Here is an 18,077-nt window from a genome sequence, read left to right on the forward strand (position 1 = left end):
CACCATGAGGGGCACCAGTCACCCCGCCCCAATCAGCGGTATCGCCTCGTCGCGCTCGTACAGATAGAGCAGACACCGTAGCGCTTCGCCTTGCTCGCCCTTCAGCTTCGGATTGTCCTTCAGGATACGCAGCGCCTCGTCGCGCGCCTGGGTGATGTACTGGCCATGCACCTCGGAGCGCGCGATGCGGTAGCCGGGCAGGCCGCTTTGCCGGATACCGAGCACGTCGCCTTCGCCGCGCAGTTTCAGGTCCTCCTCGGCGATCCGAAATCCATCGGTGGTTTCCCGGATCACCTTGAGCCGCGCGGTGGACATTTCGCCGAGCGGCTCCTTGTAGAGCAGCAGGCAGGTCGAGGCCTCCGAGCCGCGGCCGATCCGGCCGCGCAATTGATGCAATTGTGCGAGCCCGAAGCGCTCGGCGTTCTCGATCACCATGATGGTCGCGGCGGGCACGTCGACGCCGACCTCGACCACGGTGGTGGCGACCAGCAAGCCGATCTCATGCGCGGCGAACTGTGCCATCACGCGGTCCTTCTCGGCGCCCTTCATCTGGCCATGGACGAGGCCGACCTGCTCGCCGAACCGCTTCTGCAGCGACTCGAACCGCTCGGTGGCGTTGGTGAGATGTTCGGTGCCTTCGGCTTCGGATTCTTCCACCAGCGGACAGATCCAGTAGACCAGCTTGCCGGCCTTCAGCGCGCGGCCGACGCCCTCGATCACCTCGTCAATGCGGCTCGCAGGGATCGCGCGGGTATCGATCGCTTGCCGGCCCGCCGGCTTCTCGCGCAATTCGGAGACGTCCATGTCGCCGAAATAGGTCAGCACCAGGGTGCGCGGGATCGGGGTTGCGCTCAGCACCAGCACATCGACGGCTTCGCCCTTCGAGGTCAGCGCCAGCCGCTCGCGGACGCCGAAACGATGCTGCTCGTCGACGACCGCGAGTGCGAGCGCTTTGAAAATCACGTCGTCCTGGATCAGAGCGTGCGTGCCGACCAGTAAATCGATCTCGCCGGCTTCCAGACGCGCCAAAATCTCCTTCCGCTCCTTGCCTTTCTCACGCCCGGTGAGGATCGCAACCCGCAATCCCGCGCGCGCGGCCAGCGGCGTGATGGTCTTGATGTGCTGGCGCGCCAAAATTTCCGTCGGCGCCATCAGGGCGGCCTGTTTGCCGGCCTCGGTCACGGCGGCCGCGGCCAGCAGCGCCACCACGGTCTTGCCCGATCCGACATCGCCCTGCAGCAGGCGCAACATCCGCACCGGCTGGCGCAGATCCTCGGTGATGGCGGCCACCGCCTCGCGCTGCGAACCGGTCAACGCATACGGCAACGCATCGATGATTTTTCGGCGCAGATGGCCGTCGCCGGTATGGCGGTCGCCGGCCGGACGCCGCAGCTGCGCGCGGATCAGCGCCAGCGCCAGTTGGCCGGCCAGCAATTCATCGAACGCAAGGCGCGACCAGAACGGGCCGTCAGGCAGGATGTCCGTCAGTTCAACCGGCACATGGACGCGGTTCAGCGCTTCCTTGATCGGCGGAAACTTGCAGCGGCGGATCACGTCCGGGCTGATCCACTCCGGCAGCTCCGGCAGTTTTTGCAGCGCCTGCGCGATCGCGCGGCGCAGCGAGCCGAGCGCCAAGCCTTCGGTCAGGGGATAGACGGGATCGATGCCCGTGAGCTTTGCAAAGCCTTCCTCGTCGATGACCCGGTCGGGATGCACGATCTGCGGGATGCCGTCATACATTTGCAGCGTGCCGGAGACGTAGCGCCTGGCGCCGACCGGCAGCAGTTTGTCGACATAACCGGGTTTGGCGCGAAAATAGGTCAGCACCACATCGCCGGTCTCGTCGCTGGCATAGACCAGGTGCGGCGCGCGGGCATTGCGCGGCGGGGGCGGCCGATGGCGATCGACCGTGACCTCCAGCGTCACCATCGTTCCCACAGCCGCGTCGCGGATTTTTGGCCGCGCCCGGCGGTCGATCACGCTGGCGGGCAGATGCAGCAGCAAATCGACCAGCCGCGGCGTCTCATCGCGGCCGAGCAGATAACGTAGCAGCTTGTCCTGCTTCGGCCCGACGCCGGGAAGGGTCGTGACCGGTGCAAACAGCGGATTGAGCAGAGCAGGGCGCATCAAGGGTACCTAAGCGCGTTCCTCACCGTCATGCCCGGCCTTGTGCCGGGCATCCACGTCTTTTTTTGTGGCCAGGACGTGGATGGCCGGGCATAGGCGAGCGGAAGCGACGCCGTCCTTCGGACGGCTACGCCCGGCCATGACGAACCGGTTGGCTAATCAGCGAATATGAAGGGCTGACATCGGCCATCTCCATCGCTATATCAACCCCGCCCGGCACGTCCGGGCTTTTGGCGTTCGGATGGATTAGAGAAAATGACGGGATCGACACGATCGAGCGGCGGCCTTGACGACCGCCGCAAGCGGCTGTTGTTTCGCTGCTGGCATCGCGGCACCCGCGAGATGGACCTGATCCTCGGGCGGTTTGCCGATGCGGAGATCGCAGGCCTGTCCGACCGCGAATTGGCCGAGCTCGAGGACCTGATCGAGGTTCCCGATCCCGATCTCTATGCCGCGCTGACGGGCGACAAGCCGCTCGATCCCCAACATGCCAACGCATTGTTCGACCGCATCAAGGCGTTCCGCGCCGTGGACCACGACGCATGAAGTCTCCGGTTAAATCGCCCGCCGCGTTGCTGGCCCCCGGCCGCGCGCTGACCTTCGCCAATGTCGCCGAGGGCGCCGAAGGCCTCGTCGTCTCGGACCTCGCGCGCGCGGTCGCCGCCAGGCCGAAGCCACCGGCGGTCAGTCTGGCCGTGGTCTGCCGCGACGGCCCGCGCATGCAGCAATTGGCGCGGGCGCTGGAATTCTTCGCCCCCGATTTGCCGGTGATGCAGTTCCCCGCCTGGGACTGCCAGCCCTACGACCGGGTGTCGCCGCATGGTGGCATCCTGGCGCAGCGCCTGACCACGCTGGCGCGGCTGTCGCGCCTTGCCGGCAGCGACAAGCCGCTGATCGTGCTGACCACGGTCAACGCCATCGTGCAGCGCGTACCCGCGCGCGAAACCGTGGCGGCACAGGCGCTGTCGGTCGCGCCCGGCCATGTCGTGCCGATGGATTCCATCGTCGCCTGGCTGGAGCACAATGGCTACAACCGCTCTTCCACGGTGCGCGAGCCCGGCGAATATGCGGTGCGCGGCGGCATCCTCGATTTGTTTCCTGCCGGGCTCGATCAGCCCGTGCGGTTCGACTTCTTCGGCGACTCGCTGGAATCGATCCGCACCTTTGACGCCGAGACCCAGCGCACATTGCTCGACATGCGCGCGCTCGACCTGGTGCCGATCTCGGAATTCCAATTGGTCACCGAGACCATCCGCCGCTTCCGCATGGGCTATGTCGCAGCCTTCGGCGCGCCGGTGCGCGACGATTTGCTGTACGAAGCCGTTAGCGAAGGCCGCCGCCATCCCGGCATGGAACATTGGCTGCCACTGTTCCAGGAGCGCATGGACACGCTGTTCGATTATCTCGACGGCGCGGTCGTCGCGATCGAGCCGCAGAGCGAGGACGCCGCGCGCGAGCGCTTCAAGCAGATCACGGATTACTACGAGGCCCGGCGCGAGGCGCTGGAGCACCCCGGCGGCGGCGCGATCTACAAGCCGTTGCCGCCCGACCGGCTCTATCTGACCGAAGACGAATGGACGGAACGGCTCGGCGAATCCGCACTGGCGCGGCTGACGCCGTTCGCGGTGCCGGACGGCACCGCCGACGTGTTCGACGCCGGCGCGCGGCAGGGACGTAATTTCACGCCGGAGCGGGCCGACAGCACAATCAACGTGTTCGAATCCGTCGTCGCCCATGTCGGGGCGTTGCAGGCGCAGCGCAAGAAGGTCGTGATCGCGCTGTGGAGCGAGGGCTCACGCGACCGCATGGGCAGCATGCTGCGGGATCACAAGCTCAACAACCTCACCAGCGTCAACACCTGGCGCACGGTGCAGGCGACGCCGCGCAACGAGGCGATGCTGGCGGTAGTCGGCATGGAATCCGGCTTCGAGACCGACGACGTTGCCGTTATCAGCGAGCAGGACATTCTTGGCGACCGCCTGGTGCGGCCGCGCAAGGCGAGCCGCAAGCTCGATAACTTCATCTCGGAAGTCACGAGCCTTGCCGCCGGCGATCTCGTGGTTCACGTCGAGCACGGTATCGGCCGCTTCATCGGCCTGCAGACGCTGGAAGTCTCCGGCGCGCCGCACGACTGCCTCGAGCTGCATTATGCCGCCGAGACAAAATTGTTCCTGCCGGTCGAGAACATCGAACTGCTGTCGCGCTACGGCTCCGACCACGCCAATGTCGAACTGGACAGGCTAGGCGGCAGCGGCTGGCAGGCGCGCAAGGCCAAGCTGAAGAACCGGATCCGCGAGATCGCCGGCGAACTGATCAAGATCGCCGCCGAGCGTCATCTGCATGAAGCGCCGAAAATGCCGGTGCAGCCGCATGTCTATGACGAGTTCTGCGCGCGTTTCCCCTATGAGGAGACCGAGGACCAACTTGGCGCCATCACCTCCGCCTTAAAGGACCTCGAAAGCGGCCGGCCGATGGACCGGCTGATCTGCGGCGACGTCGGGTTCGGCAAGACCGAAGTGGCGCTGCGCGCGGCATTTGCGGTCGCGCTCGACGGCAAGCAGGTCGCCGTGGTGGTGCCGACCACGCTGCTGGCGCGCCAGCACAGCAAGACCTTCACGGAACGTTTTCGTGGTTTCCCGGTCAATGTCGCGCAGGCCTCGCGCCTGGTCGCGGCGAAGGAGTTGACGCAGGTCAAGAAAGGCCTCACCGAGGGCAATGTCGATATCGTGGTCGGCACCCATGCGCTGCTCGGCAAGGCGATCAAGTTCAGGGATCTCGGTCTGTTGATCGTCGACGAGGAGCAGCATTTTGGCGTCAGCCACAAGGAACGGCTGAAGCAGTTGCGCGCGCAGGTCCACGTGCTGACGCTGAGCGCCACGCCGATCCCGCGCACATTGCAGCTGGCGCTCACCGGCGTGCGCGATCTCTCGATCATCGCTTCCCCACCAGTCGACCGCCTTGCGGTCCGTACCTTCGTGGCGCCGCACGATCCTTTGATGATACGCGAGGCGTTGCTGCGCGAGCGCTATCGCGGCGGACAGGCGTTTTACGTGGTGCCACGGATCGAGGATCTCGCCGGCGTAAAGGATTTCCTCGACAAGAACGTGCCGGAGATGAAGGTCGCGGTCGCGCATGGCCAGATGCCGCCGACCGTGATCGAAGACATCATGTCGGCGTTCTATGACGGCAAATACGACATCCTGCTCTCGACCACGATCATCGAGTCCGGCCTCGATATCCCGACTGCGAATACGCTGATCGTGCACCGCGCCGACATGTTCGGGCTGGCGCAGCTTTACCAGCTGCGCGGGCGGGTGGGTCGCTCGAAGCTGCGCGCCTATGCGCTGTTTACGCTGCCGGCGCAGCTGAAGATCACCGCCCAGGCCGAGCGGCGGCTAAAAGTGCTGCAGTCGCTGGAGACGCTGGGCGCCGGCTTCCAGCTGGCCTCCCACGACCTCGATATCCGCGGCGCCGGCAATCTGCTCGGCGAGGAGCAGTCGGGCCACATCAAGGAAGTCGGCTTCGAGCTCTATCAATCGATGCTGGAGGAGGCGATCCTCAACCTCAAGGCCGGCGTGGTGGAGCCGGCCGCCGACCGCTGGTCGCCGCAGATCACCATTGGCATGCCGGTGCTGATCCCCGAGGAATACGTCAACGATCTCGCGGTGCGGCTGTCGCTGTATCGGCGCCTTGCCGATCTCGACACCGACGAGGAGATCGAGAATTTCGCCGCCGAAATGCGCGACCGCTTTGGCGTATTGCCGGACGAGGTCCGTTATCTGTTCAAGGTCGCCGCGATCAAGGCCTATTGCCGCAGGGCCAATGTCGAGAAGGTCGATGCCGGGCCGAAGGGCGCGGTCGTCACCTTCCGCGACAACAAATTCGCGCAGCCGGATCGCCTGGTGTTCTTCATCCGCCAGCACGGCCAGGCCGCAAAGGTGCGGCCGGACATGAAGGTGGTGTTCTTCCAGGAATGGAAGACGCCGGAAGAGCGGCTGCTGGGCACGACGGAGATTTTGCGGCAGTTGGCCAATCTCGCGGAAAGCAAGAAGGCGGCGTAGTTCGGACCTATCAGCGTCATTGCGAGCGAAGCGAAGCAATCCATTCTTTCTTTTCGCGGTAGGATGGATTGCTTCGCTTCGCTCGCAATGACGGAAACTAACGCAAACAGCCGCCGGCATGGCTGCCGACGGCTGCTGTTACTCAACCAAAGCGTCGCGCTTTACTTCGGATATTTGAACTCCGGCGCGGCCTTCAGCGCCTCCTTCGTCGTGTTCATCGACGCCAGCCATTTGTCGTTCTTGGCGTCGTAGCGGACGTTGACCGACGACGGCGACACCGCGACATAGCGCTCACCCATGCCGAGGAAGCCGCCGACCGACAGGATCAGCGCGTCGACCTGGTGGTTCTTGATCGCGAGATCGGTGATCTCCCCGACCGATTCATCTTTCTGGTTATAGACGTTGAGGCCCTTCAGTTTCGAAGAAAACATCTCGTCCTTCTGTACCGTCGAGAATTTCGCTTCAGCGGGCGCGGTGCCGGTGGTCTTGGCGTCCTCGGCGAAAGCCGGCGCAGCGAGCATGGCGAGGGAAGCGGTGATAAGTGCGATTTTTTTCATAATGTCCTCCAGTGCAGAATTGCCGATCTACAATGCGAGGACGGAACGAACGTTCCTCAATTTAATTTTGGAACAATTACGACGCCACGCGACGCGCTTCCTCGTCGAGCCGTGCCAGCAGCGACTTCGCCGAATCGTTCGGTAGCAGCGTCGCGACGCTGACGACGGGCTCCGCACGCGCGTCGCGTTTGCCGTGGCTGGTGTGGCGCATCACGCTGGAGAGGCGTCGCGCAATCGCATGGGCGTTCCTTACCTCGGTCTCGGCGAAGGCGACGATGACAGATCCATCTTCGAAAACCGCGCCGAAATCCATCTGCCGCATCAGGCGGCCGATGATCCGCGCGCCGTCGAACTGGGCACGCGGGTGCGCCGGATCGAACGCGAAGCGCGCCACCGACAAGCAGCCGCCGCGTTCCTGGGTTTGATAGACCGCCGTTGCGAAGTCGCGATCGAATGCCGCTGGAGTCAGCAGGCCGGTCCGCGCGTCGATCAAGCCCTCGGCGTCGATCGCCCGCAGCGTCCGGCTCAGATGGGCTTCGAAAGCGTGCTGGCGGATCATCGGCAATGCGATATCGGCGATCCGCTCAGGCTCGCCGGAGATCATCTCGAGGTTGGGCAGATCGTAGGCCGGCGCGAGATCGTTCGACGCCACCACGACCGGCAGGTTGCGGAAGCGGGAGTCCTCGGTCAGCACCGTGAGGAACGCATCGATCACGCGCGCGCTAAAGCCTTCGCCGACGACGATGCCGTCGATGTCGCGGGTGTTCAGATGTCTTGCCGCGGCCTCGATGCTGAGCGCCCCGACCACGCCGGTTCGCTCGCCGAGCGATACCGAAAGCGCGGGGTAGGCGGCGCCGCGGCCGACCAGCAGCACCGTGGCCTCGCTAACCGTATCGATATCCGACAGGGCGATCCGCACGGCTTGCCGGCGCATCACGGTGGCATGCAGCGAACGGATTCGCAGCGCAGCATTCAGGCGCGCGACCAGGCGATCGAAATTGCCTTGCACCTGGAAAAACGGAATGGCGTTCTCGGGCAACCCGATCAGCGGATCGACCGCGATCAACGGCAGATAGGGTTGCCGCGCCGCGATCTGCTTCGCCAGCGCGGCGAACCTCGGTTCATCGATTGCGGATGTCGCGGTGAGGATTGCCGCCGGCTGCACCTGTTCGACCGCCCGGGCTGCATCCGCCCATTCGGCCTCCACGATCGGAAACAGTTTTGCGTCATCGAGCGCGGACGCAAACGAGGGCCTTGCTGCAGCCGAGACGACGAGGATCGGGCCTTGTTGGGACATCTGACAACTCGGATTAACGCAGGACGGAGCCTGCGATCCTAGTTTGCCGGGCTTAATGCGGCGTCAACGCCACTATCGGGTCAGGCTTTCAGGTCGAGGGCGTCCGATCGCGAAACGCTTCCACCATCAATGGGTTAAGTCCAAGTCCTGACAGGGCTTCGCGGGCGCGGGCATTGTCCTGTGCGCGCCCGGCCAGCCGGTGGCCGCTCAGTCGATCTGGCAATGCCGTCAGCAGCGCGCCCTGGCCCAGCCGTCTCGCCCATTCCTGCAGGTCCTGCGCCAGAAACCGGTAGCCGCCGACCGCCATGATGCCGGAAGGCGGCGCGGTGATGTTGATCGCGCCGGTCGCGCGATCGAGCCTTGCGGCATAGTCGGTATCGACGAAATCGCGCGGCGGCGGCGCAATCAGGGAGTCGCTTGGTGGCGGCGGCGCATAGGCGGCGACGGGAACCATCGGCCCGCGCAATCCCAATGTGCCGCGCGGCGTCAGCAGGATTTCTCCGGCGATCGACGACCCCGGCAATTCGCGCGGCGCGCCGTGCGGTCCCGGCTTGATCAGGGCCGGCGCGCCATCTTCGGCGATCCGGCGCGCGCTGAACAATCCGGCTTCGCCGAACAGATAGACGTCGGTCAGCGTCACCTGTTGCGCAGCCCAGCATGCGCTGGAGGCGACCTGTTCCGGCGTGCGCCACAGGCCGATGACATTGCGCAAGCGCGGCAGGCGTTGGGTGAGGTCGAGTTCATCCAGCCGCAGCGCCAGCTGCGCCGGCGCAATCAGCGTATCGCAGCGATGTTCGTTGATCTGCCGCTCCAGCACCTCCTCGTCGAACGGATGGTGCAGCACCAGCGTGCCGCCCGACAACAGCCAGACCACGAGCGAGCAGGCGAGGCCGGCAAACGACATCGGCGAAAACGCCGACAGCACGGTTGCACCCTGCGGCACGTCGCTTTCAAGCGAGAGCGCCAGTCCGCCGGCGATCAGGCTGAGATGGGCGCGCGGCACGGGGCGGAAACCGTCGGCGATGACGTCGAAGGAGATCAGCGCCGCCTTGCGGCCGTCCTGGATCACCGCGCGCGTCGCAGGGGATTCTCTCAGGATGGCATTGTCGAGCGAAGCCATGCCGTCGGGCAAATCGGTGCCGAAGCCGCAGACATGGCGGATCGAAAACGCTTCGGCGGCGGCGTTCATCGCGAGGTCGGCATACACGATGCCGTCGACCTTGCTGGTGGTCACGATCGCCCGCGCCGCGGTGCGGTTGAGCGCCATGGTCAATTCCGCCTGCCGCCAGAGCAGCGGTAGCACGGCGACCACCAACCCGGCGCGGTACGCGGCCAGCACCGTGAGCGCGAATTCGATCGTGTTCGGCAGTTGAACCGCGATCACGGAATTGGCCGGCAATCCGGATTCGATGAAATGCGCCGCCAGCGCCGAGATCGCGCGATCGGCCTGCGCAAAGGTGAGGCGCTTCGGGCTCTGGCCGGTGATGCGGGGCTTGTTCGGCGGGTCGATCAGTGCGATCGCGTCCGGCTGCCGCGCCAAAACGCGTTTGAACAATCCGTCGAGCGTTGGCGAAGCGGTGGGCTGGGTCACGGCGTCAACTCGGTTGCATCATTGCGGCTGCGGGTCCGGCTTCTGCCACCACGTTTCCGGCAGGTAGCCCGTCAACGCCGTGGTTGCAGGCCGTTCTATCCGATTCCAGCGCGCGAGCCATTGCTCTTGCACGTTAAACAGCGGGATAGCGTAGAAGCCCGACATCAGGGCCCGGTCCAGCGCCCGTACCGTCGCAACGAAGGCCGGCCGCTCGTGCGCTTCCAACAGGGCCGCGATCAGGGCGTCGATCGCGGGGTCCTTGGCGCCCATGTAATTCCGGGTGCCCGGGATATCAGCGGCCTGGCTGCCCCAATAGAACGACTGCTCGTTGCCGGGCGACAGCGACTGGTCCCAGCGGTTCTGGAGCATGTCGAACTCGTAGCCGAGCCGGCGCTGATCGAACTGGACGGGGTCGACCGCGCGCACGCTGACCTCGATGCCGGCGCGCTTGAGGTCGCGCTGATAGGCCAGCGCAATCCGTTCCTGATCGCGCGTCGTCACGAGGATTTCAAAGGTGAGGGGCGCCTTGGTCGCGCGCTGGCGCAGCACCGTGCCGTTGAGGTCGTAGCCGGCCTCCGACAGCAGGGCGAGCGCTTTGCGGAGCGTCGTGCGATCACGGCCCGAGCCGTCACTTACCGGCAGGTGATAGCTGCCGTCGAGAATATCGGGCGGGATATGCGCGCTAGCCTGTTTGAGGAACTCGCGCTCACGCTCGTCAGCGGGGCGACCATAGGCCGACAGTTCAGAGCCTGCGAAGAAGCCGGCGCTGCGGGCATAGAGGCCGAAGAAGTAGTTGCGGTTGATCCATTCGAAATCGAACAGCAGCGTTAGCGCTTGGCGCACGCGGATGTCGGCAAACACCGGCCGGCGGGTGTTGAATACCAGGAATTCCGACGGCTGCGGCATCCCGGTCTTGATGACATCGCGGATCACCTCGCCGCTGCGCGCGGCGGGAAAATCATAGCCGTCGTGCCAGCGCAGCGGCTCGCCCTCGACGCGGAAGTCGTAGAGGCCGCGCTTGAACGCCTCGAACTCGCCGTTGGCCTCGCGGTAGAAGTCGAGCCTGATCTCGTCGAAATTATACAGGCCCCGGTTCACCGGCAGGTCGCGCGCCCAATAGTCGGAATTGCGCGTCAGCGTGACGCTCGCGCCCGGTTTCACCGCTGTGACGCGATAGGGACCGGAGCCGACCGGTCCGGTCATCGTGGTTTCCTCAAAGGTGGCGGGATTTACCGCATGTTTTGGCAGCACAGGCATCAAAGCGAGGATCAGCGGCAGTTCGCGGTCATTGGCACCCGTGAGATCAAAGCGCACCGTGAGCGGATCAGGCGTCTCGGCCTTTGCGACCTTGGAATAATACTGGCGATGGTTGGGGCGGCCCTTGTCGCGCAGCAAGGCCCAGGAGAACAGCACGTCCTCGGCGGCGACCGGCTTGCCATCCGAGAAGCGAGCGCGGGGGTCGAGATGAAACGTGACGTAGCTTCTAGCGTCGTCGGTCTCGACGCTTTTCGCCAACAATCCGTAGAGGGTGAAAGCCTCGTCATTGCCGCGCGTCATCAGGCTTTCGACGACGAACCCCCGGATCTGCTGCACCGCGAGGCCCCGGACAATAAGCGGGTTGAGGCTGTCAAAGGTGCCGAGGGCGCCCCAGACCAGCCGGCCGCCCTTCGGCGCGTCCGGATTGGCATAGGGCATATGGGTGAAATCGGCCGGAACCGCCGGGGCGCCATGCATGGCGATCGCATAGCTTTCGGTGGCCTGGGCCTCGCGGGCGCCCGGCACCGGCGACAGGCCGAGCGCGACCGCGACGCAGGCGATGGCTCGAAGGCGGATTCGTCCAAAGGCGGACATCGGCACGCGCGGATTTGATTCGAAATTGCACACAACCAAGCTTTACCATGGGCCTCGGCATCCGCCGTAACGCTGGCTCAAAGATGCTTGTCGGCATTGATCTTTTCGCGCGCCGCTGTATTGAAGGCGTGCAATTGACCAAGGCGGCAGCGCCTGTCACGTATCCGCCTCAATTGACTTGGAGACAGCCGCCCAAACGGCTAGGTGTCGGCGCCTGCAGCGGTTTCGGGCGCTCCCGTTCAGAAAGGGTTTTCCGCAATGAATTTCCGTATCTTGGCCGCGCCGATTCGGCCGCATGGGCGAGTTTTCGCCTTGTTGGCGGCGACTGCAATGTCCGCAACTTTGCTCAGCGAAGCGGCGCAGGCCCAAGCCCCGGCTCCTGCCCCCGCGGCGGCGCCGAAGGCCAAGGCAGCTCCCAAAGCTGCACCCAAAGCCGCTCCGGCCCAGGCGCCCGCACCGGCTGCCCAGGCTGCTCCGCCGCCGGCAGCTGCTGGCGCGCCCCCCGCAGCCGGCCAGCAGCCCCAGGATCAGCAGGTTCAGTTGATCTACGCGCCTTGGACCAAGTTCTGCCTCAAGGGCCAGGACGCCGGCGCCAAGCAGGTCTGCTTCACGGGCAAGGATGGCCGGATCGAGTCCGGCCAGCCGGTCATCGCCGCCGTCATCATCGAGCCGGAAGGCGAGCCGAAGAAGATCCTGCGCGTGACGCTGCCGCTCGGCATGCAACTCGTTCATGGTACCCGCGTGATCGTCGACAACAATCCGCCGGCGCAGAGCCCCTATGTGATCTGCTTCGCCAACGGCTGCATGTCGGACTACGAAGTGACCCCGGAATTGCTGGCCAACATGAAGAAGGGCCAGAATCTCGTGGTTCAGGCCATCAACTCCAACGGCGCGCCGCTGACGCTGCCGCTGCCGCTGGCCGAGTTCGCCAAGGCCTATGATGGCCCGCCGACCGACCCGAAGGTGTTCGAGGAAACCCAGAAGAAGCTGCAGGAAGAGTTGCAGAAGCGGGCGGAAGAACAGCGCAAGAAGCTCGAGGCTGCCCAGCCTGCGGCCGGCGCTCCGGCCAATCCGGCCGCGAAGTAAACGCGCGAAGTAAGCGTAAGGCTTGTCGACAAACAAAAGGCGCCTGGACCGGGCGCCTTTTTCTTTTCGTTCAGGGAAAGTGTCGCCCGGATGGAGCCAAATCAGTTCAATGACGGATTGCGTGGCCGGTAGCCGCCCGATTTATCCTTCACAAAAATCTCGGCGACCTGGGAATGCCGGATCGGCTCGCCGGAATCGTCGGGCAGCAGATTCTGTTCGGAGACGTAGGCGACGTATTCCGATTCCGAATTCTCTGCGAGCAGATGATAGAACGGCTGATCCTTGTGCGGCCGGACATCCTCGGGGATCGACAACCACCATTCCTCGGTATTGTTGAATTCCGGATCGATGTCGAAAATCACGCCCCGGAACGAAAACACCCGGTGGCGAACGATCTGACCGATCTGAAATTTGGCGGTGCGCGCTCTAATCATGCCTCGTCAAATAGACCATGATTGTGGCCGATGCTAGGGGCAAAAGGTCGATTTAACCCTCCGCTCTGGCCATCGCATCTGGCGCCACAGCCAAGAAAACGCTGAAGAAAAGACGATTTCCGCATGGCTGACATTCTCAATCTGGCGCTGCCCTATTTCGGCTTGATCTTCATCGGTTTTGCCTGCGGGAAGGCCAAAGGGCTGCCTGAATCGGGCCTCGCCTGGATGAACTTCTTCCTGCTCTATGTTTCGCTGCCGGCGCTCCTGTTCGGCATCATGTCGAAGACCCCGTTCGCGGAACTCAACAACCCGCCATTCCTGATCGCGACCACGCTCGGAACCATGAGCGCCTTTGTGCTGGCCATGGTCCTCGGCCGGGTCGTTGGAGAACTATCACTGCGCAAGGCCACCATCGCGGGGCTTTCGGGCGCCTACGGCAATATCGGCTATATGGGCCCGGGCCTGGCGCTGGCCGTGCTCGGTGCCAAGGCGGCGGCGCCGACCGCGCTGATTTTCTGCTGCGACAGCATCTTCCTGTTTTCGATCGTGCCGCTGCTGATCGAGTTGACCAACCGCGAGCATCCTTCGCTGTTGCACGCATTCGGCGTCGTCGCGCGGCAGATTGCGCTCAATCCGCTGATCATGTCGGCCTGCGCCGGCGCGCTGGCTGCGGCGCTGCACCTTCAATTTCCGGTTGCGATCGACAAAACGCTGTTGTTTCTGCAAAACGCCGCGGCGCCGACGGCGCTGTTCGTGCTCGGCGTCACGGTGGCGTTGCGCCCGTTCAATCGCGTGCCCTGGGAAGTGCCCGGCGTGATCGCGATCAAGCTGCTGCTCCATCCGCTCGTTGTGTTCGGACTGATGCTGCTGCTCGGTCCGTTCCCGCAACCTTGGGCGGCGACCGCTGTCCTGATGGCCTCATTGCCGCCGGCGCTGAACGTGTTCGTGATCGCCCGGCAGAACGAGACCTGGGTCGAGCCGGCGTCGGTGGCCGTGCTGATCGGGACGTTTGCGTCCGTCGTCACACTGACCAGCGTGATGTGGTTCATTCAGAGCGGACGGCTGATGTTTCCTTGAGAACCGCCGAAGATCTAGCTGACGCGCCGCCATGAGGGCGCAAGCCCCTCGCGCATGGCAAGCCGCCGCAGCGGGCCGATCGAGCCGATCAGGTGCAGGCCTGCGGCGCGCAGCGATTGTATGGGAAGGAAATCGCTGAGCAAGGAGCGGTTGGCAATATCGATCGTAAACGTCCGGCTCAACACATCGGTCCGACGCGCGGACTGGTAGCGCGCCAGCACCTGCGGCGAACCGGGATCCTCCCCGATAGACATCGCCTGGCCCACGATATCGGCGATGTCGGCGGCGTCGCGCAGTCCCATGTTCAGGCCCTGCGCGCCGATCGGCGGCAGCACATGGGCGGATTCGCCGACCAGCGCGACCCGATCTTTTGCGAATTGCCGGGGGCTCTCGATCGCAAGCGGAAAGACATTTCGACCGGGCTCGACCTGAACCCGGCCGAGAATCGAATGCGATTGCTTCTCGGCGGCGTCAGATAATTCGTCGTCGCCGAGCGCCATCAGCCGTTCGGCTTGCTTCGGCGCCGAAACCCAAACCACGCTGCTGCGATTGCCGGGCAGCGGCACGAACACGCACGGTCCGTGCGGCGTGTGAAACTCGGTCGATATGTTCTTGTGCGGGTGGGTATGACCGATATTGAAGGTCAGCGCCGACTGATGGAGGTCGCGGCGCTTGACCGCGATACCGGCGGCCTCGCGGGACAGCGACTGCCGCCCGTCCGCACCGATCACAAGCCGCGCGGCGAGCGATTCTCCCCGGCCGGTCCGGATCGAAACATCGGCGTGTTCCGGATGGATGGTTTCCGCCTCATCGTCAAACCGCGTCAGGCCGGAAAGCTCGGCCGCGCGCTGTTCCAGTGCTGCCATCAGCGAGCGGTTGTCGATGTTGAAGCCGAACTGATCGAGGCCGATTTCATCGGAGGAAAACCGCACCTCCGGTGCACGGATCAGCCGGCCGGTGTCGTCGACGAGGCGCATGGTCTGCAACGCCGCGGCTTGATCCTTGCAGCGCCGCCAGACGTCCAGGCGTTCGAGCAGGTCGGTGGAGGCGCCGAGTAGTGCGGTGGTGCGATTGTCGGCATAGGGCGCGCGGCGGGCGAGCAGGGCGGTTTTCGCCCCGGTCTCCGCCAGCGCAATGGCGGCGGTCAGTCCGGCCGGCCCGCCGCCAATCACGGCTGTGTCATAAACTTGCGGTGCATCGGTCATATCGGGACAATTGACGTTCCCGGCGCCATTTTCAAGCCATTAACCGGCGGATTATTTTCACCGGTTTACGCGGCGGAAAGTCGCAAGCGCGGATATGCTAATCGGACCGATTCCTGATAGCACTGCCCGGGCATGGACCAGACCAGCCAGCCAGTTTCATCCCCAGCGTCGCACGGAATGCGCGCGGCGGCTTTCTCCGTGCACATCTTCACGGCGATGGGAGCTGGCGTTGCGCTGCTCGCGATGCTGGAAGCCGTGCGCGAACACTGGGCCAGCATGTTCGGCTGGCTCGGCGTGGCGCTGGTGATCGACGCGATCGACGGCCCGATCGCGCGGAAGCTGGATGTCAAGCGGCTGCAGCCGGACTGGTCAGGGGATGTGCTCGACCTCGTCGTCGACTTCGTCACCTACGTTTTCGTCCCCGCCTACGCGATCACCGCGAGCGGGCTGCTGCTGCCGCTGGCGGCGCCGCTATTGGGCATCGGCATTGTGGTATCGAGCGCGCTCTATTTCGCCGATCGCCGCATGAAGGCCGCCGACAATCATTTTCGCGGATTTCCGGCGCTGTGGAACGCGGTGGCATTTTATCTGTTTTTGCTGCAGTTCCGGCCGTCGATTTCCAGCCTCGCCATCGCCATTCTGATCGTGCTGACATTCGTGCCGGTTCACGTGCTGCATCCGATCCGCGTGGTGCGCCTGCGCTGGCTGACCTTGTTGTTGCTGGCCGCCTGGGCCGTGCTTGCGATCTACACGCTGGCCCGCGATTTCGATGTCGGCGCCCCCATCGTCGCCGGGCTCTGCGCCATCGCCGCCTATATGGTCGGCAGCGATGCGGTCATCCGGCAAATAAAATCGTTGCGGGCATGATGGAATTATTCACCAGCGCGGAAGCCTGGGCGGCGCTGCTGACCCTGACGGCGCTCGAAATCGTGCTCGGGATCGACAACGTCATCTTCCTGTCGGTGATCGTCTCGCGCATTCCGCCGGCGCAGGCCAAGCGGGCGCGCCAGATCGGTCTCTTTCTGGCGCTGGTATTCCGCATCATCCTGCTCACCCTGCTGGTATGGCTGATCGGGCTGACCGAGCCGGTCATCACTGTGAAAAGCATTGTGCTGTCATGGCGCGACATCATCCTGATCGGCGGCGGCCTGTTCCTGATCGCGAAGGCGACCCACGAAATTCATGCCGAGGTCGAAGCGCAAGAGCTGGAGTCCGATGCAGCGCCGAGAGCCAGCGCATTCTTTTGGGTGATCGTCCAGATCATCGTCATCGACATGGTGTTCTCGCTGGATTCGATCATCACCGCGATCGGCATGTCGCAGCAGCTCGAAATCATGATCGCGGCCGTCGTGATTGCCTGCGTCATCATGTACGTCTCATCGGGACCGGTCGCGCGATTTGTGGCGGATCATCCGACCACCAAAATGCTGGCGCTGGCATTCCTGGTGCTGATCGGCGTCGCGCTGGTGGCGGACGGATTCAAATTCCACATCCCGCGCGGCTACATCTATTTTGCCATTGCGTTTTCGGCCGCGGTGGAGCTGTTCAATGTGCTCGCCAGGCGCAACCGCAAAAGGGCCGTCAGATCATGATCCGATTGAATCGGATCGCGATCTTTCTCCTTGTTCGAGCATGATCTGTTCGGAAAAACCGGTTCCCACTTTTCCGGATCATGCTTTAGCCGGTTTCAGCCACTCAGTTGACAACGCGGCGGCGATGGCTTTCGGTTCGGATTCGCGGGAATACCAAGGGAGAAACCTGTCATGACCAAGGCCGTGCGCGTGCACAAGGTGGGGGGCCCGGAAGCCCTGGTTTATGAGGACGTTGACGTGGCCGCACCTGGACCCGGCGAGGTTCGCATCCGCCAGCACGCCGTCGGTCTCAACTTCATCGATGTGTATTTCCGCACCGGCCTCTACAAGGCGCCGGGCTTGCCGTTCATCGCCGGCAACGAGGCCGCGGGCGAGGTTGTCGCGGTTGGGCCCGGCGTCACCAATTTTCATCCCGGCGATCGCGTCGCCTATTATTTCAATCTTGGCGGCTATGCGAGCGAACGCGTCATCCCCGCGGACAAGCTGGTCAAGCTGCCGGACCACATCACCTACGAGCAGGGCGCAGTGCTGATGCTCAAGGGGCTGACGGTCTGGTATCTCCTGCACAAGACCTTCAAGGTCGAGCCCGGACATCGCGTGCTGATCCACGCCGCCGCCGGCGGCATCGGGTTGCTCGCCAGTCAATGGGCCAAAGCACTCGGCGCGCATGTCATCGGCACCGTCGGCACCAAGGCAAAAGCCGATCTCGCGCTCGCCAATGGCTGCGACCACGTGATCCTCTACAATGAGGAAGACTTTGTCGCGCGGGTGAAGCAGATCAGCCGCAACGAACTCTGCGACGTCGTCTATGACGGCGTCGGCAAGACCACGTTTCCGGGCTCGCTGTCGTGCCTGCGGCCGCGCGGCCTGTTCGTGAGTTTTGGCAACGCCTCCGGCCCGGTGCCGCCGTTCGCGCTCGCCGAGCTCAACAATCACGGTTCGCTGTTTGCGACCCGGCCAAAGCTCAACGATTACGTCGGCACCCGCCACGAACTGCTCGAAGGCGCCGACACGCTGTTTGCCGCCGTCATCAACGGCAAGCTGCACGTGCCGATCAACCACGCCTACGCACTGAAGGATGCTGCGAAGGCGCATATCGAGCTCGAGAGCAGGGCGACGACGGGCGCGGCGATTCTGCGGCCGTAATTCCCCAGCGTCATTCCGGGGCGATGCGCAGCATCGAACCCGGAATCTCGAGA

The 18,077-nt window shown here is 64.2% G+C and carries 14 protein-coding genes; 7 read left to right on the forward strand and 7 right to left on the reverse strand.

Annotated features, from left to right (window positions below):
* Nucleotides 1-18: 18 nt before the first annotated feature.
* Complete coding sequence (recG, locus tag V1289_RS44755; RefSeq protein ID WP_334405933.1) at nt 19-2,127, reverse strand: ATP-dependent DNA helicase RecG; 2,109 nt, start codon at nt 2,125-2,127, stop codon at nt 19-21.
* A gap of 255 nt (nt 2,128-2,382) precedes the next feature.
* Here recG and V1289_RS44760 point away from each other — a divergent pair, with 255 nt between their 5' ends.
* Nucleotides 2,383-2,673, forward strand: coding sequence for an FAD assembly factor SdhE (locus V1289_RS44760; protein ID WP_334405934.1), 291 nt, complete (start codon nt 2,383-2,385; stop codon nt 2,671-2,673).
* Nucleotides 2,670-6,188, forward strand: a complete 3,519-nt coding sequence (mfd, locus tag V1289_RS44765; RefSeq protein ID WP_334405935.1) for a transcription-repair coupling factor — start codon at nt 2,670-2,672, stop codon at nt 6,186-6,188. Before V1289_RS44760 ends, mfd begins: the two co-directional genes overlap by 4 nt.
* A 161-nt stretch (nt 6,189-6,349) precedes the next feature.
* Here the strand turns inward: mfd and V1289_RS44770 are convergent, their stop codons facing one another.
* The 4 genes from V1289_RS44770 to V1289_RS44785 all read right to left on the reverse strand — a co-directional run bounded on the left by V1289_RS44770 (nt 6,350) and on the right by V1289_RS44785 (nt 11,484).
* Complete coding sequence (locus V1289_RS44770; RefSeq protein WP_334405936.1) at nt 6,350-6,745, reverse strand: PRC-barrel domain-containing protein; 396 nt, start codon at nt 6,743-6,745, stop codon at nt 6,350-6,352.
* Between the two features lie 76 nt (nt 6,746-6,821).
* On the reverse strand, nt 6,822-8,042 hold the full coding sequence (locus tag V1289_RS44775) for a GGDEF domain-containing protein (RefSeq protein ID WP_334405937.1): 1,221 nt from the start codon (nt 8,040-8,042) through the stop codon (nt 6,822-6,824).
* Nucleotides 8,043-8,130: 88 nt separating this feature from the next.
* Nucleotides 8,131-9,633 (reverse strand): class I adenylate-forming enzyme family protein, encoded by a 1,503-nt coding sequence (locus V1289_RS44780; RefSeq protein WP_334405938.1) that lies wholly within the window; start codon nt 9,631-9,633, stop codon nt 8,131-8,133.
* Nucleotides 9,634-9,651: 18 nt separating this feature from the next.
* Nucleotides 9,652-11,484 carry an extracellular solute-binding protein gene (locus tag V1289_RS44785; RefSeq protein ID WP_334405939.1) on the reverse strand — a complete coding sequence of 611 codons (1,833 nt, stop codon included), beginning with the start codon at nt 11,482-11,484 and terminating at the stop codon, nt 9,652-9,654.
* 258 nt (nt 11,485-11,742) lie between these two features.
* Between V1289_RS44785 and V1289_RS44790 the strand changes: the two genes are divergently transcribed.
* The gene (locus V1289_RS44790; RefSeq protein WP_334405940.1) at nt 11,743-12,570 is read left to right on the forward strand and encodes an invasion associated locus B family protein; all 828 of its coding nucleotides are present in this window, start codon (nt 11,743-11,745) and stop codon (nt 12,568-12,570) included.
* Nucleotides 12,571-12,671: 101 nt separating this feature from the next.
* Here the strand turns inward: V1289_RS44790 and hspQ are convergent, their stop codons facing one another.
* Nucleotides 12,672-13,004 carry a heat shock protein HspQ gene (gene hspQ, locus V1289_RS44795; RefSeq protein ID WP_309176756.1) on the reverse strand — a complete coding sequence of 111 codons (333 nt, stop codon included), beginning with the start codon at nt 13,002-13,004 and terminating at the stop codon, nt 12,672-12,674.
* A gap of 123 nt (nt 13,005-13,127) precedes the next feature.
* Between hspQ and V1289_RS44800 the strand changes: the two genes are divergently transcribed.
* Complete coding sequence (locus V1289_RS44800) at nt 13,128-14,081, forward strand: AEC family transporter (RefSeq protein WP_334405941.1); 954 nt, start codon at nt 13,128-13,130, stop codon at nt 14,079-14,081.
* A gap of 14 nt (nt 14,082-14,095) precedes the next feature.
* Here the strand turns inward: V1289_RS44800 and V1289_RS44805 are convergent, their stop codons facing one another.
* Complete coding sequence (locus V1289_RS44805; RefSeq protein ID WP_334405942.1) at nt 14,096-15,286, reverse strand: UbiH/UbiF family hydroxylase; 1,191 nt, start codon at nt 15,284-15,286, stop codon at nt 14,096-14,098.
* A 132-nt stretch (nt 15,287-15,418) separates the two neighbouring features.
* On the opposite strand from V1289_RS44805, the gene pcsA reads away from it, so the two are divergent.
* The 3 genes from pcsA (at nt 15,419) to V1289_RS44820 (ending at nt 18,024) form a co-directional block, all read left to right on the forward strand.
* Nucleotides 15,419-16,153, forward strand: coding sequence for a phosphatidylcholine synthase (pcsA, locus tag V1289_RS44810; protein WP_334405943.1), 735 nt, complete (start codon nt 15,419-15,421; stop codon nt 16,151-16,153).
* Nucleotides 16,150-16,878, forward strand: a complete 729-nt coding sequence (locus tag V1289_RS44815; RefSeq protein WP_334405944.1) for a TerC family protein — start codon at nt 16,150-16,152, stop codon at nt 16,876-16,878. Before pcsA ends, V1289_RS44815 begins: the two co-directional genes overlap by 4 nt.
* A 171-nt stretch (nt 16,879-17,049) precedes the next feature.
* Nucleotides 17,050-18,024: a quinone oxidoreductase family protein gene (locus V1289_RS44820; RefSeq protein ID WP_309176761.1), complete on the forward strand. Its 975-nt coding sequence runs from the start codon at nt 17,050-17,052 to the stop codon at nt 18,022-18,024.
* Nucleotides 18,025-18,077 lie beyond the last annotated feature (53 nt).

It is taken from the genome of Bradyrhizobium sp. AZCC 2289, from assembly GCF_036924615.1.
GTDB lineage: Bacteria > Pseudomonadota > Alphaproteobacteria > Rhizobiales > Xanthobacteraceae > Bradyrhizobium.

Excerpts from the sequence above, each read along its gene's own strand:
- mfd (WP_334405935.1), top strand. The coding sequence starts at position 2,670 with ATGAAGTCTCCGGTTAAATCGCCCGCCGCGTTGCTGGCCCCCGGCCGC.
- V1289_RS44770 (WP_334405936.1), bottom strand. The coding sequence starts at position 6,745 with ATGAAAAAAATCGCACTTATCACCGCTTCCCTCGCCATGCTCGCTGCG.
- V1289_RS44800 (WP_334405941.1), top strand. The coding sequence starts at position 13,128 with ATGGCTGACATTCTCAATCTGGCGCTGCCCTATTTCGGCTTGATCTTC.
- V1289_RS44775 (WP_334405937.1), bottom strand. The coding sequence starts at position 8,042 with ATGTCCCAACAAGGCCCGATCCTCGTCGTCTCGGCTGCAGCAAGGCCC.
- recG (WP_334405933.1), bottom strand. The coding sequence starts at position 2,127 with ATGCGCCCTGCTCTGCTCAATCCGCTGTTTGCACCGGTCACGACCCTT.
- V1289_RS44820 (WP_309176761.1), top strand. The coding sequence starts at position 17,050 with ATGACCAAGGCCGTGCGCGTGCACAAGGTGGGGGGCCCGGAAGCCCTG.
- pcsA (WP_334405943.1), top strand. The coding sequence starts at position 15,419 with ATGGACCAGACCAGCCAGCCAGTTTCATCCCCAGCGTCGCACGGAATG.
- hspQ (WP_309176756.1), bottom strand. The coding sequence starts at position 13,004 with ATGATTAGAGCGCGCACCGCCAAATTTCAGATCGGTCAGATCGTTCGC.
- V1289_RS44815 (WP_334405944.1), top strand. The coding sequence starts at position 16,150 with ATGATGGAATTATTCACCAGCGCGGAAGCCTGGGCGGCGCTGCTGACC.
- V1289_RS44760 (WP_334405934.1), top strand. The coding sequence starts at position 2,383 with ATGACGGGATCGACACGATCGAGCGGCGGCCTTGACGACCGCCGCAAG.
- V1289_RS44805 (WP_334405942.1), bottom strand. The coding sequence starts at position 15,286 with ATGACCGATGCACCGCAAGTTTATGACACAGCCGTGATTGGCGGCGGG.
- V1289_RS44785 (WP_334405939.1), bottom strand. The coding sequence starts at position 11,484 with ATGTCCGCCTTTGGACGAATCCGCCTTCGAGCCATCGCCTGCGTCGCG.
- V1289_RS44790 (WP_334405940.1), top strand. The coding sequence starts at position 11,743 with ATGAATTTCCGTATCTTGGCCGCGCCGATTCGGCCGCATGGGCGAGTT.